Origin of the sequence: Paenibacillus sp. B1-35 (assembly GCF_050474385.1) — a bacterium.
Lineage (GTDB): Bacteria > Bacillota > Bacilli > Paenibacillales > Paenibacillaceae > Paenibacillus_B > Paenibacillus_B alvei.
Genome location: NZ_JBCHVJ010000001.1, coordinates 1,302,570 through 1,315,325, shown reverse-complemented (window position 1 = coordinate 1,315,325; position 12,756 = coordinate 1,302,570). Strand labels below are relative to the sequence as shown.

Genomic DNA, 12,756 nt, shown 5'->3' with positions numbered 1-12,756 from the left:
CGCAACTTGTGTGCAATTGGGTGTTTTTTTGTAGAATGAGTACTGGAAGATATGTCAGACGAGGGCACAATTTTCCGATTAATCTTGATGGTCGTGGAACAATTCGAACTGTTCTCCTCGATTCATAGGATAATTCGGATTATAATACGATTTCCTTGGCTTTTTTAATATCTGCAGATTCTTTCAGCTTCGCAATTACCTCTTTTGGAATGGCTTTGTCGACGGAAAGCACCATAATGGCTGAGCCTCCGACAATTTTACGACCAACTTGCATGGTGGCGATATTAATATCGTTCGTTCCAAGCAGTGTACCTACTATTCCGATAACACCAGGCTTATCATCGTGTGAAATGAGGAGCAGATGTCCCTCTGGAGAGAGGTCTACAGGGTACTTGTCGATTTGTACGATTCGTTCGCCATAACCGTTCAATAACGTACCAGCCACCAAGCGCTCTTCTGTATTGGTTCTCAATGTAACAGATAACAGATTTGTAAATCCCTTCGCTACGTGAGATTGCTGAATGATAATATTGATATCACGCGTTTTAGCAAGATGCACAGAGTTGACAATGTTCACATCAGTGCCAAGATGCTGCGTGAGAACACCTTTGACAATATGTCTGGTTATCGTTTGGGTATCGACCTCAGCCAGCTCGCCAGAGTAGCTCACAAGGATTTCTAGAATGGGGCTCTTTGTCATTTGAGAAACAAATTGTCCGAGTTTCTCGGCGAGTGTGAAGTAAGGCTGGATCTTTTTTAAAACTGCCGGAGCAACTGGCGGCATATTCACCGCATTTTTGAACGGCTCATTGCGCAAAATGCGCAGCACTTGCTCTGAAACATCGACAGCAACATTTTCCTGCGCCTCAACAGTGGAGGCACCGAGATGCGGCGTTACGATGATTTTAGGATGACTCAAGAACGGATGGTCAGGCTGTGGAGGTTCTACCTCAAATACGTCAAATGCGGCGCCTGCCACAATGCCTTCATCGATTGCCTCTACAAGTGCCATTTCATCAATAATTCCACCGCGTGCACAGTTAATAATGCGCATGCCGCGTTTCATGACCTCGAATTGTGGACGAGCAATCATATGCTTCGTTTCAGATGTCAACGGCGTATGAACCGTCAGGAAATCAGCTGTGCGAATAATCTCATCAACAGTGCCGAGTTTGACCCCTAACTTTTCTGCTCGATCTTCTGTCATGAAGGGATCGTATCCGATGATTTCCATTCCAAATGCCTTCGCTCTCTTAGCAACCTCGCTGCCGATACGGCCCATACCAAGCACGCCAAGAGTTTTGTTCATCAGCTCAACCCCAAGGAATGTCTTGCGATCCCACACTCCATTGATTGTCTTTGTGTAAGCCTGCGGGATATGACGGCATAATGCCATCATCATGGCAAAAGCATGCTCACACGTTGTGATGGTATTGCCATCAGGGGCGTTGATAACGATAATTCCGCGTTGGGTAGCTGCCTGCAGATCAATATTGTCAACGCCAACTCCGGCGCGGCCCACAACTTTAAGCTTCTTGCCAGCCTCCATGACGCGTGCTGTGACACGAGTCTGGCTGCGAACGAGCAGAGCATCATAATCAGCGATAATATTGATCAGTTCATCCTCCGACAATCCTGTTTGCTTTGCGACTATAATGTCTTGTGCATCAACAAGCTTCTGAATCCCGAAGTCGCTAATCGGGTCGGACACTAATACTTTGAACATGGAATTCTCCCTCCTGAGCATGGCTATATCATTTATTAGAAACGGCAAAAACCGTTATCTTAATACCGATGAGATATGGACTTGTTATGTACCTTGGAATATAGCAAAAAACTCTCATCCACATACTACGACCGTAGTAAGGGACGAGAGTTCCATCTTCGCGGTGCCACCCTAATTCGCTGCTTATTCGCATAAGCAGCCTTACACGTCTATGCCAGACGTCGAACGTTAACGGGTTCGATTCGGTTACGCCTACTGCCATCAGGGTTCGACGCAACAACTCCGGAACGCTGGAACAAGACAATCCGCCACCGATTCGCACCGACCATCGGCTCTCTGCAGGCTTCACTGAATGTTCGTTTCCTTCACCGTTTGACTCATGAAATTTTACTTAATGTACCATGCAAATGCTAGGGTGTCAATAGATATTTTTACGAACATAATCGTTTCATATATAAAAAATGTACGGTTTATGGTTTTTCGGCAGATCCTTTTAACAAATGATTTTTACAAGCCTGTATTGCGATTCGAGAAGAATGAATCAGTTCATCCTCTTTGGATTTTGTTCGGATTTCGAGTGCTTTTTCGAACCATTGGAGTGCTGCTTCGTAATTCGATTGATCATATTGATTTTTGCCACAATGCTGATAAAGAAAGTCAAGCATTCCAAAGTGTTGATCATGTATATTCGCTTGTTCTAGGAGTTTGTGGAACATATGGTTGGATGTGTGAAAGTCCTTCATCCATTGATAGGTATGGGCAAGGCGTAATTTGTTAATCCACACCTGCTTGGCGTTGTTGTTTGACGAATGGATGGCGATGGCGGAATTCAAATAGGTTATGCTGTCCTTATAATTTCCGACTATTCGGCTGTAGACACCAATCATTCCGTATTGTTTTCCCAAGTCCTCTTGATTTTGAGCAGATGCTTGCAATTTCTCCTTTACATAAACGATGGCTTTGCGCATATCAGAAGCGGAGTGCGGAACTTCTCTCAGCTTGTCATCGAAGTAAAAGGTACAGTTGTAAGGTGTAAATATTGACAAAAAATGGACTCCCCCTTCTTCGTGAAGTGCATTCATTCTACAAGGTGTTGACCCAATTGGCAATGCAATCGTTGTAATTGTTGATGCTGCGTGATTCCTAACTTGAATGAACCATCTTTTATCTGATATGATGCTTCTATTGAGCGTTATAATAAGGATTGCTAACTCGTTAGGCAGGGATGTAATGAAACAGAAATGGAATGATTTCAAATCTCGACAAGTAGACATCCAACAGTTAGATGATAAGGTGCTACTCTTAAATTTGTATGTAACGCAAGCAATTACGTTGATTCTTGGTGTGGTATGGATTTGGCTGCAAGGGAGAAATCCTTTCTCGTTGCTTATTATCCAGACGGGCGATTTAACATGGGTGTGGCTGGGAGCGGGGTTGGCTGCTCTTGTGATTATTGTCGACATCGCGGTTTCTAGATTTGTGCCAGAAGATATGACGGATGATGGGGGAGTGAATGAGAAGCTTTTCCGCTCACGTCCGGTATGGCATATCATTGTGATCTCGTTTATAGTGGGTATATGTGAGGAAATGCTCTTTCGTGGGGCGATACAGCATGCATTTGGCGCATATTGGACGAGTATTATTTTCGCAGCTATCCACGTACGGTATTTGCGCCATTGGTTACCAACTGGAATGGTGTTTCTAATTAGCTTTGCTTTGGGTACTATTTATGAGTGGACAGGAACCTTATGGGCTCCAATACTAGCACACTTTATCATTGATCTCATTATGGGACTCATTATACGATTTCGGAGGGAAGTATGAGCGAGAATCACCCACACCCTTTATTTCGAGGGTTCTCTCGCAAGCAAGAGCCAGACCTACATAGCCCGGCACTAGATGCTTTACGTTCATTGAGAGAAAATTCATCGAAGAAAGATACACATACCGAGCAACAACATACAGGCAGCAATCAAGCAATGACGGAAGAACGATTGCTCAATCTTGCTGAAAATATTGCCATGCAAGAGGAAGAGCTTGATGATCGATCGCTGCCTTCAAGAAAAAAGTTATTTCCGTCAAGTTATGTAAGACTAACAAAGTGGTTTTATAATATTCTATTTTTGTTATTTGTAGGCTTGTTAATTGGACTACTATTATGGGGTCGCCATAAGCTGGGGCTGGAGGGGTAATCCATGTTGATTGCTTACACTGTCATTGCAGGCTTGCTGGCAGCAGCCGGGGGGCTTGTTGTCTATATGTTATGGGAAGCACGGGGGTTTACAATTACAGAAGAAGAAGTGGTACTGAAGCGGTTGCCGTCGTCTTTCGACGGGGTCCGCTTGTTTTTTATTAGCGACTTCCACAGAAGGCGGTTAACGGAGAGCCATATCGCGCAGATCCAACGCCACTCACAGGCGGCAATGGTACTGGTCGGCGGGGATATAACTGAGTTTGGAGCGCCGCTTGCGTACAGTGTCGAGAATATGGAGAGGCTGCGCCGCCTAGGGCCAGTGGCTGCTGTACATGGCAATCATGATTACAAGGCAAATGTTCGTGAGCTTGATGATAAATTGAACCAATTAGGTGTCAAGCTGCTGGATAATGAGGCAATTCGGCTAGAGCAGCACGGGCATTTTATATGGCTTGTAGGCTGGGACGACTACAGCTCCAAACGAACGAATGTGAAGCTTGCCATGAATGAGCCACAGCAAGAACCTGCGTGTACAATTGTTCTGACTCATGATCCGCTGGCTTTGCGGAAGGCTGAGCTGCAAGGGATTGATCTCGTATTGTCAGGGCATACGCATGGCGGTCAAATTTATCTGCCTGGATACGGGCCGCTGCGCACCTCGAAATTTTACCGCAAATATTTATCTGGCTGGCATACATTTACAGGACTAAAAGGCTCTACGGCTTTGTTTATTACAAAAGGGTTTGGAACATCACATATCCCACTCCGTTTATTTTGCAAACCTGAAGCGCATTTTATTACACTCCGTTCGGGCATTGATGGCCGCATTTCCTGATTTTTTACCGCATGGTTCGTTACAGATGGGCTCACACTACAATTGATCCTAACTAATTGAAGGAGGGAACTACAGTGAAAGTGACATCGTTCATTTCTGGTGCTGCTATTGGTATTTTGGCTGGGATGTATTTGGCAGATCGTCGTTCGCTGGCTAATTTGCAGTCCAGATTGCAAGTTGCTGGCAATGTCGTTCAAGATGTAGTAGGCAAGGCGAAGGATAAGGTTATGGATGCATCAGCAAGCATGCCGGATATTGCCTCCTTGCTCGACTTGAAGATGTCCAAAGAGGCGCCTAAGTCTGACGCGTTCAGTTTGGATCGGGTTAAGGAACTGATTGATCGCGATCCAGAAGTGAAGCGTAAGGTGGATGCCATTTTACGGGAAAATGGACTGGCTCCAACACCATCCAATCTGAATGCTGTAAAACTGGAAACCACTACTACGACAATATCCAACGCTTCTAAGTCGCAAGCTGCACCGCGAACAAAACCGTTTGAAGAAAATCAATCCACCCACTGATTGTAGAAGATCGATATTGGAAGAAGCTGCCGATTGAGTCGGCAGCTTCTTTGTGTTTATACAATCAATATACTGTCAACTATTTTATGTAGTGCAAATCCATGCAAGAAATGATAACATGAATTACATAGAACCATTTTCAGCACATATTATATGTTGCTTCATAATCTGTTATAACCGAAGTTGCAAAGGAGGGTCCTGTCATGAAGATCGAACGTATCAGTCAAGACAAGATTCGAATTTTCCTTACGTTCGACGATTTGTCTGAGCGCGGGATCAAACGCGACGACTTGTGGCGAGAGATGTCTAAGCTGCAGGAATTGTTCGCAGAGATGATGGATCAGGCGTATACCGAACTCGGATTTGATGCGACGGGACCGTTAGCCGTGGAAGTATTCGCAATGCCTGCACAGGGGATGGTTGTCATCGTAACGCGAACACACTGGAACCAGGCGTCAGGTCATGGCGATGGCATCGAAGATGACGAGTTGGATGATGTATATGAAATGGAAGTTACGCTTGAGGAGAGCGATACGATCGTATTCGCGTTCCGGGATTTTGAAGACTTCATCGAGGCGGCACATACGGTTCATGGCAATTTTGCCGTTCCAGGTGCGCTCTACCAATATAATGGACAGTGGATTTTCCATGCGGAACCGACGAATGTGGATCCCCAGCGATTGCAAGCTTTTATTGCAATTATGGCTGAGTATGGGGAAGCAGCGTCAGTGACGACAGCTGTTCTGGAGGAGTATGGAAAGTGTATCATTGCAGAGGATGCCATTGCCGTTACTTGTACACATTTCAATCCGCGCCGTGCATAATACAGCGTAATATGCGACCGTGAACAGGGAGTGCTTGTGATTTTTCATGAGAAGTGGAAAATTCGGGCTCCCTGTTTTGCGTTTTTCCCGCTGGAGGCTATGTCAACCAATATATGCAATTTGCGATTGATTGGACACTCTGTATTATAAAATCAGTCAGATGTATGTTTTCATCAACATTATTCGACACAATAAGCGCTGTCGCATAACAGTATGATATACTTACAATATCAAACTTTTACGGATATCTAACCGACCATAGAGTTAGTCGCCAAAGGAGGATGTGAAGGTGACTTTGCTTACTGCTCTTAGCACGCTCGTCGCGGACACTTCTCAGTTGGCGATACAATCTGGTGAAGCTGCGACACCCATTTTTCCTTTGCTTACAGCAGCAATCGCACCTGGTATTGCGTTGCTGGCGTATTTCTATTTGAAGGATCGTTACGATTATGAACCGATTCACATGGTCATTCGTGTGTTTCTGCTTGGGTTTCTAATTGTATTTCCGATCATGATTATTCAGCATGGCCTCGTATTGTGGTGGGGCAAAAATCCATATATTTATTCCTTTTTTATCTCTTCTGGCGTTGAAGAGTTTGTCAAATGGTTTGTGTTGTATCATATGATCTACAATCACGTAGAATTTGATGAGCATTATGATGGCATATTGTATGCAGTTGCCGTATCGCTCGGTTTCGCCACGATAGAGAATGTCATGTACGCATGGTTGAATCAAACATCGTTTTCCCAAATGCTTGTGCGTGCTCTGCTGCCTGTATCCGGACATGCCTTGTTCGGTGTTATTATGGGTTATTATATGGGGAAAGCGAAATTTTATGGCGGTCGTTCGCGAAAATATTTGCTGTACTCGATTGGAATTCCTTTGTTCTGGCATGGAGTTTACGATCTGATTTTAATGACAGTGACTCGTTATTGGATATGGTTCGTAGTACCTTTAATGCTGTTTCTCTGGTATTTCGGCATGGGGAAGGTACGAAGAGCCAGTGCCCGCTCTCCTCTTAGGATGGTAAATTCAGAAGAAGAGGTTAATGTGGAGCAATAATGGGAATGCTATTATTTACAAGCTCAAATTGTGCGAGGCACGAACGGGCGCAGTTCAAGGGAAGCAAGGAGGGCTCATGTGAGGGTGAAGGTTACCATTCGCTGCAAATGCTGCGGTGAAAAATTCATTCTTCGTGGCAAACGGGAAAAAGGTCGAATTGAAACCGGCTTCAAGCAGTGCATCTGTGATAATCGGGATGCATTCCATATTGATGAAGAACCAATATGATGACTTCGATATAAGAGTGCAATAATGGGAATCGATGCATAAACCTCCCTCATATCCAACAAACTAACATCACTATGATGTACAAGTTGCTGTGAAGGGAGACGTTTGTACCATGTATAAACGATTAAGTGCGGTGATGTTTCCTATTTTTGCGCTCTTATTTGTTGGAGCGATTGTATGGGGATATCAAGAACATCAAGAGAAGAACTCTATATTGATTAAGGCAGAGAACCAATACCAGCGTGCCTTCCATGATTTGACCTATCATGTTGATAAGCTTCATTCCGAACTGGGGCAGACACTTGCAGTAAACTCCAAGTCGCAAGGGATGCATCGGAAAGGTCTTGTCAATGTATGGCGAATTACGAGTCAAGCGCAAAATGAGATTAGTCAGCTACCTTTGACACTGCTGCCATTTAACAAGACAGAAGATTTTTTGTCGCGTATCTCTAATTTTTCTTACCGAGCTGCCGTCCGGGATTTGACGAAACAGCCGCTCAGTGATGATGAGGTAAAAATACTCAAGACGCTGCACCAAAATGCAGCGCAAATCTCACAGGATTTACAGCAGGTTCAAAACAAGGTGTTAAAAGACAATCTACGTTGGATGGATGTTGAAACAGCAATGGCGTCCGAGCAAAAAACGATGGATAATACGATCATCGACGGATTTAAAACCGTAGATAAAAAGGTGAGCGCATATCCAGAACTGAACTGGGGGCCTTCGATTTCCAGCGTATATACAAAGCGTTCTGTGAAAATGCTGAAAGGCAATCCCTTATCGGAGCAGCAAATTAAAGAAAAAGCTGAAAAATTCTTGGTTAAAAAACCGAATGAGCCTGTACAAGTAAGAAAGAATGGTAAAGGAACCGACTACGAGTCCTATACGGTATTCACGAAGTTAAAAGACGATGGCAGTGCACTAACACTCGACTATACAAATCAGGGCTTCCTTATGTCGTATATGGACACACGCCATGTAGGCAAAAAAAAGCTGACGATGGCTGAAGGAGAGCAAGCAGCCAAGAAGTTCCTGAAGAAAAATGGTTATCCGGACATGGCTGCTGTTCGATATGATGAGTACAACAATACGGGAAGCTATACTCTTGTGCCTGTAGCCGATGGTGTCTATATTTATCCGCAGCAGGTTACGGCGCGTGTTGCACTGGACAATGGCGAAGTGACAGGCTTGCAAGCGGCGGATTTTGTATATGAAGACAAGGAACGCAAGGTGGGCAAGCCGACTTTGGGTAAAAAAGAGGCACAAGCTATGCTGAATCCAAGCATGAACATATTATATGATCGCATGTCGCTCATCAAAAATGATCTTTCCGAGGAAGTGCTCTGTTATGAATTCGGAGGCAAAATTAATGGTGGCGCGTATCGCATATTCATCAATGCTGAAAATGGCACAGAAGAGCAAATCGAAGAAATGAAGATGTTAAAATCGTAGTGTAATGCAGGGGTTCCAATTCCTACAAGGGATTGGAACCTTTTTCCTTTTAGTATTCTGCTATCATGGTATAATCTTCTTGGAGGGGAAGCAAATGCTGCCGAACGTCAACGATACCTTGTATGTACAGTTAATTCGTGAAAAAACGGAAGGGCTAACCTATAAGGCGAGAGTAACAGAGGTAAATGAACAACTACTATGGATGGAGATTCCGCTATCGGAGGAAACAGGAAAGTATGGTTTGTTCTCCAATGGCGATGAACTTGATATATATTTTTCTCAATCCGATGGGACGAAATGGAATTTCCGTTCGCAAGTCATGGGAAGACGACAGGATACAATTCCAATGATGTCAATCCGAAAACCAGAGCCTCATTGGCTGACACAAATGCAGCGGCGCAATTATTTGCGTATTCAAGCATTTTTGGAGATGGCAATTCGTACAACTGATGGCGTGAAGTTCCTGGCACTTACAGAGGATATTAGCGGAGGAGGTCTCTCATTTACAACAGATTTCAAATGGGGACTGCGCGAATCCCAAGTGCTGCATTGCTGGATTGCTGTGCCTTTTCGCAATGGATCAATAGAACATGTTCCGTTTACTGGCCATATTGTTCGTGTTCAGCCAATGGAGGAACATCGTCAATTAGTGATGCTTAAGTTCGAGCAAATTGCAAATGTCGAACAGCAAAGGCTAATTCGCTATTGTTTTGAACGACAGTTGGATTTACGTAAATAGCATATTAATATCTGTAAGCTGTGCATAGGTTGAATGCAAGGTTGCCATACTACTTCCAAAATGAACGAAGAGGTGACTCCTCTTGCAAAGTCGACAGGAAAAGTGGAATCGTGAAGTATCAGGACGTTCTTTTCGCAGGCATATTAGTCGAATAGAGCTTTGCAGTTTGGCTTCTAAATGGCTGATTCGTGCTTTATTAGTACTTGTTATTAGTGTTGTCATTGCCCAATGCCTTCTATTGGGGGGGGCTTCCCGCCAGTGGTTGTCTCCTGTAGATAAGCTGGAAGGGATCCCTTTTCATCCTTATGCTAAATGAGGGGAGCATCTCTGGTAGTGGCACGAGGAAAATAGATATACGATGATTACCTTTTTGCATCCCTATTCTATGTGTGGTATAATTTTCACGTCGCAGGCAATGCCTGCTTTTTTCTTGAATGATAAAGTAATGTTTTTCTACGAAGGGAGTCAGACCCGTTGACACAGTCAGATTATAGCAGACATCGCATTAATATTGCCATCGACGGGCCTGCAGGAGCTGGGAAGAGCACGGTTGCTCGCCTAGTAGCGCGTGAACTTGGATATATATACATTGATACTGGTGCGATGTACCGGGCAATATCCTTGCACATGTCGCGAGCAGGCATTCAACCTGAAGCGTCATCGGCACTCTCCGAAGAGCTGAAGCGTGTAACTTTGGAACTGATACCAGAAGGCGAGCGGCAATTCGTCATTTTGAATGGCGAAGACGTAACAGATAGCATCCGCACATCTGAAATTAGCCGTTTAGCATCTGATTATGCCAAGTCCCAAGTTGTTCGTGAGCAGCTTGTACATATGCAGCGTCAAATGGCAGCTCGTAAAGGTGTGGTTATGGATGGACGAGATATCGGCACACATGTGCTTCCTGATGCAGAATTAAAGTGGTTCATTACAGCTTCCGTAGAGGAGCGTGCCCGCAGACGTTATGCAGAATGGAAGGACAAGGAGAATGCTACTCTTGAGCAATTCATCCGAGAAATTGCAGATCGTGATCGGCAGGATGAGACTCGTGAGGTATCTCCGCTCCGTCAAGCTGATGATGCCGTACGGCTGGATACGACAGGCATGACTATTGATGATGTGGTAGCCACGATCGTTGAGCGTGCGAATTTACAAAAGAGTTGGTGAGCTGTAGCTATTATGTTCTATACGTTTGCAAGAGCAGTGCTTCGAGTATTGTATCGGATTTTGTTCCGGCTAGAAGCGAAAAAAAAGGATTACGTGCCCAAAGAGGGCGGTGTAGTCCTGTGCTCCAATCATATAAGCTTGTTAGACCCGCCAGCGATTGGAATTATGTTGGATCGCAAGGTTCGCTTTATGGCGAAGGCTGAACTTTTCGACGTACCGGTGCTTGGAAAGATTATTCATGGTCTGGGAGCATTTCCGGTCAAGCGTGGTGGAGTTGGGAAAGAGACTATTCGTACGGCTTTCAATTTGCTGCGCGATGGAGATATTATGGGCATTTTCCCTGAAGGAACACGCAATACGGATGGTGCAGTTGCTGCGAAGAAGGGTGCTGCGATGATTGCCTTGAAGAGTGGGGCAGCTGTAGTTCCCGTAGCTGTTATTGGAGAATATAAGCTGTTTCGCAAAACAAAAGTCGTATATGGCCCGCCAATCGATATGTCGGACTTGTTAGAGCAGGGCAGTGGTGGGCTGGAAATGGCGACTGACCGCATTATGGAACATATCCATCGAATAATACATGAAGAAACGGCTTCATCATAATTCATGCATGTTTTTTCTTCAATGGTATGATACTACAGGTATTATTTTCTGGTATGCAACAACCATTAGTTGTAAGGAACTCTGCTTCTTTTGAAGCGGGTTTTGAATAAATGGGGTTCAATCGAGGAGGTATTTCACATGTCTGAAGAAACAAAAGTTAACGAAACTGCCGAAACGGCAAGCCAAGAAGCGTTGGAGAACATCGTTTCCTTGAAGAAAGGCGATACCGTCAAAGGCACAATCGTCAAAATCGATGACAATCAAGCAGTAGTAAGCATTGGCTATAAATACGATGGCATCATTCCTGTACGCGAGCTGACTGCAGTATCGGTTGACAATGCTGCAGATGTGGTTGAAGTGGGCCAAGAAGTTGAATGCAAGGTTGTTAGCATTGACGATGAGAAGGAACGTCTTGTTCTGTCCAAGCGTCAAGTGGACAGCGAACAGGCTTGGGACGATATGCAGAAGCATTTCGAAGCACAAGATGTTTTCGAAGTAACAGTCGCTGATGTTGTAAAAGGCGGCGTTGTAGCTGATGTTGGCGTTCGTGCATTCATCCCTGCATCCATGGTTGAACGTCATTTCGTTGAAGATTTCAGCGATTACAAGGGACGTACGCTCCGGGTAAAAGTTAAAGAAATCGACCGTGAAAACAACAAGCTCATCCTTTCCCAAAAGGATGTATTGGAAGCAGAATTCGAAGCTAACAAAATTCGTGTTATGGAAGGCTTAACCGAAGGACAAGAACTCGAAGGAACTGTTCAACGCTTGACGCAATTCGGTGCGTTCGTTGATGTTGGAGGCGTAGATGGACTTGTTCACGTGTCTGAATTGGCATGGAACCATGTTGAGAAGCCTTCTGATGTTGTATCCGAAGGTCAAAAGGTTAAAGTCAAAGTATTGAAGGTTGATCCGGCTAACGGGAAAATCAGCTTGAGTATTAAGGCGACTCAGCCTGGTCCTTGGGAACAAGCGAGCAGCAACATTAAGACTGGTGATATCCTGACTGGTGAAGTAAAGCGCTTGGTTGATTTCGGAGCATTCGTTGAGGTGGCTCCAGGAGTTGAAGGCTTGGTTCACATCTCCCAAATCGCACACCGTCATGTAGCTACACCTTATGAAGTATTGAAACAAGGTCAAACTGTCCAAGTGAAAGTACTTGATTTCAGCCCTGCTGAGAAGCGTGTAAGCTTGAGCATCAAGGAAACAGAAGAAGCTCCTGCTATAGCTCCGAAGCCAGAGAAGAAAGTAAAGGAAGAACTGAACAATCCGAATGTATCGCTGACAAATCAGGCAATGAGCGTAACGCTTGGTGAACGTTTCGGCGATATGTTGAACAAGTTCAAAAACTAACATAAATCTTTACCTTTTTTAATACCGGCGGACTCTTCGGAGTTCGCCGTTTA

The 12,756-nt window shown here is 44.6% G+C and carries 14 protein-coding genes and 1 other annotated feature; of the genes, 12 read left to right on the top strand and 2 right to left on the bottom strand.

Annotated features, from left to right (window positions below; translation table 11 throughout):
* Nucleotides 1–139 precede the first annotated feature (139 nt).
* Together serA and ACQ5BJ_RS05610 are read right to left on the bottom strand one after the other, a co-directional pair.
* Nucleotides 140–1,726: a phosphoglycerate dehydrogenase gene (gene serA, locus ACQ5BJ_RS05615; RefSeq protein WP_005546854.1), complete on the bottom strand. Its 1,587-nt coding sequence runs from the start codon at nt 1,724–1,726 to the stop codon at nt 140–142.
* A 136-nt stretch (nt 1,727–1,862) separates the two neighbouring features.
* Nucleotides 1,863–2,104, bottom strand: a binding site (T-box leader).
* 92 nt (nt 2,105–2,196) lie between these two features.
* A complete protein-coding gene (locus ACQ5BJ_RS05610) occupies nt 2,197–2,772 on the bottom strand; it encodes a tetratricopeptide repeat protein (RefSeq protein WP_005546858.1) in 576 nt (191 codons plus the stop codon).
* A 184-nt stretch (nt 2,773–2,956) separates the two neighbouring features.
* Between ACQ5BJ_RS05610 and ACQ5BJ_RS05605 the strand changes: the two genes are divergently transcribed.
* From ACQ5BJ_RS05605 to rpsA, 12 genes are all read left to right on the top strand, one after another.
* Complete coding sequence (locus ACQ5BJ_RS05605; protein WP_005546860.1) at nt 2,957–3,550, top strand: type II CAAX endopeptidase family protein; 594 nt, start codon at nt 2,957–2,959, stop codon at nt 3,548–3,550.
* A complete protein-coding gene (locus ACQ5BJ_RS05600; protein WP_005546862.1) occupies nt 3,547–3,918 on the top strand; it encodes a hypothetical protein in 372 nt (123 codons plus the stop codon). The genes ACQ5BJ_RS05605 and ACQ5BJ_RS05600 overlap by 4 nt, the downstream gene beginning before the upstream one ends.
* A 3-nt stretch (nt 3,919–3,921) precedes the next feature.
* Entirely contained in the window at nt 3,922–4,755 is an 834-nt protein-coding gene (locus tag ACQ5BJ_RS05595) for a metallophosphoesterase (RefSeq protein ID WP_262866610.1), read from the top strand.
* Nucleotides 4,756–4,829: 74 nt separating this feature from the next.
* Nucleotides 4,830–5,276 carry a hypothetical protein gene (locus ACQ5BJ_RS05590; protein ID WP_005546867.1) on the top strand — a complete coding sequence of 149 codons (447 nt, stop codon included), beginning with the start codon at nt 4,830–4,832 and terminating at the stop codon, nt 5,274–5,276.
* Nucleotides 5,277–5,479: 203 nt separating this feature from the next.
* On the top strand, nt 5,480–6,100 hold the full coding sequence (locus tag ACQ5BJ_RS05585; protein WP_005546868.1) for a genetic competence negative regulator: 621 nt from the start codon (nt 5,480–5,482) through the stop codon (nt 6,098–6,100).
* A 343-nt stretch (nt 6,101–6,443) separates the two neighbouring features.
* Entirely contained in the window at nt 6,444–7,163 is a 720-nt protein-coding gene (prsW, locus tag ACQ5BJ_RS05580) for a glutamic-type intramembrane protease PrsW (RefSeq protein WP_163978166.1), read from the top strand.
* Nucleotides 7,164–7,241: 78 nt separating this feature from the next.
* On the top strand, nt 7,242–7,391 hold the full coding sequence (locus tag ACQ5BJ_RS05575) for a hypothetical protein (protein ID WP_005546874.1): 150 nt from the start codon (nt 7,242–7,244) through the stop codon (nt 7,389–7,391).
* Between the two features lie 112 nt (nt 7,392–7,503).
* Nucleotides 7,504–8,844, top strand: a complete 1,341-nt coding sequence (gene ypeB, locus ACQ5BJ_RS05570) for a germination protein YpeB (RefSeq protein WP_262866611.1) — start codon at nt 7,504–7,506, stop codon at nt 8,842–8,844.
* A 94-nt stretch (nt 8,845–8,938) separates the two neighbouring features.
* Nucleotides 8,939–9,583 (top strand): flagellar brake protein, encoded by a 645-nt coding sequence (locus tag ACQ5BJ_RS05565; RefSeq protein WP_005546879.1) that lies wholly within the window; start codon nt 8,939–8,941, stop codon nt 9,581–9,583.
* Between the two features lie 474 nt (nt 9,584–10,057).
* Nucleotides 10,058–10,750, top strand: coding sequence for a (d)CMP kinase (gene cmk / locus ACQ5BJ_RS05560; RefSeq protein ID WP_430109019.1), 693 nt, complete (start codon nt 10,058–10,060; stop codon nt 10,748–10,750).
* Nucleotides 10,751–10,762: 12 nt separating this feature from the next.
* Nucleotides 10,763–11,350 carry a lysophospholipid acyltransferase family protein gene (locus tag ACQ5BJ_RS05555; RefSeq protein ID WP_163978132.1) on the top strand — a complete coding sequence of 196 codons (588 nt, stop codon included), beginning with the start codon at nt 10,763–10,765 and terminating at the stop codon, nt 11,348–11,350.
* Between the two features lie 138 nt (nt 11,351–11,488).
* Nucleotides 11,489–12,703 (top strand): 30S ribosomal protein S1, encoded by a 1,215-nt coding sequence (rpsA, locus tag ACQ5BJ_RS05550; RefSeq protein ID WP_005546887.1) that lies wholly within the window; start codon nt 11,489–11,491, stop codon nt 12,701–12,703.
* Nucleotides 12,704–12,756 lie beyond the last annotated feature (53 nt).

Excerpts from the sequence above, each read along its gene's own strand:
- serA (WP_005546854.1), bottom strand. The coding sequence starts at position 1,726 with ATGTTCAAAGTATTAGTGTCCGACCCGATTAGCGACTTCGGGATTCAG.
- ACQ5BJ_RS05605 (WP_005546860.1), top strand. The coding sequence starts at position 2,957 with ATGAAACAGAAATGGAATGATTTCAAATCTCGACAAGTAGACATCCAA.
- ACQ5BJ_RS05600 (WP_005546862.1), top strand. The coding sequence starts at position 3,547 with ATGAGCGAGAATCACCCACACCCTTTATTTCGAGGGTTCTCTCGCAAG.
- ACQ5BJ_RS05595 (WP_262866610.1), top strand. The coding sequence starts at position 3,922 with ATGTTGATTGCTTACACTGTCATTGCAGGCTTGCTGGCAGCAGCCGGG.
- ACQ5BJ_RS05585 (WP_005546868.1), top strand. The coding sequence starts at position 5,480 with ATGAAGATCGAACGTATCAGTCAAGACAAGATTCGAATTTTCCTTACG.
- ypeB (WP_262866611.1), top strand. The coding sequence starts at position 7,504 with ATGTATAAACGATTAAGTGCGGTGATGTTTCCTATTTTTGCGCTCTTA.
- ACQ5BJ_RS05565 (WP_005546879.1), top strand. The coding sequence starts at position 8,939 with ATGCTGCCGAACGTCAACGATACCTTGTATGTACAGTTAATTCGTGAA.
- ACQ5BJ_RS05555 (WP_163978132.1), top strand. The coding sequence starts at position 10,763 with ATGTTCTATACGTTTGCAAGAGCAGTGCTTCGAGTATTGTATCGGATT.
- rpsA (WP_005546887.1), top strand. The coding sequence starts at position 11,489 with ATGTCTGAAGAAACAAAAGTTAACGAAACTGCCGAAACGGCAAGCCAA.